The sequence below is a fragment of the Shigella sp. FC1967 genome (assembly GCF_001743005.1).
In the GTDB taxonomy this organism is placed as follows: domain Bacteria; phylum Pseudomonadota; class Gammaproteobacteria; order Enterobacterales; family Enterobacteriaceae; genus Proteus.
The window spans coordinates 1-223 of the sequence record NZ_MIIZ01000400.1 but is presented as its reverse complement, the minus strand read 5'-3'; the positions used below and the strand labels follow the sequence as shown (position 1 = coordinate 223).

At 41.3% G+C, this 223-nt stretch carries 1 pseudogene; it reads right to left on the bottom strand.

The annotated features are described in order from the left end of the window. Positions 1 to 223: pseudogene (gene nusA / locus BHE89_RS03505) on the bottom strand (transcription termination factor NusA); the annotation flags it as partial.

The following is a 223-nucleotide window of genomic DNA, read 5'->3' as shown; positions in this document are numbered from 1 at the left end:
TATTTCAATGGCTGCGTTTGCTTCTGCCTGATGTTTTGCATTTAATTCATCAGCAGTCATGACGTTTAATTCCCACTTGTCATCACCACGATGTTTTTTCAGTAACTGTGCTGCTAGACGAACATTTTGACCATTACGGCCGATTGCCTGCGCAAGGTTACTGCTTTCAACTGCAACATCCATTGTACATTTGTCTTCATCGACAACAATAGAAGCAACATCT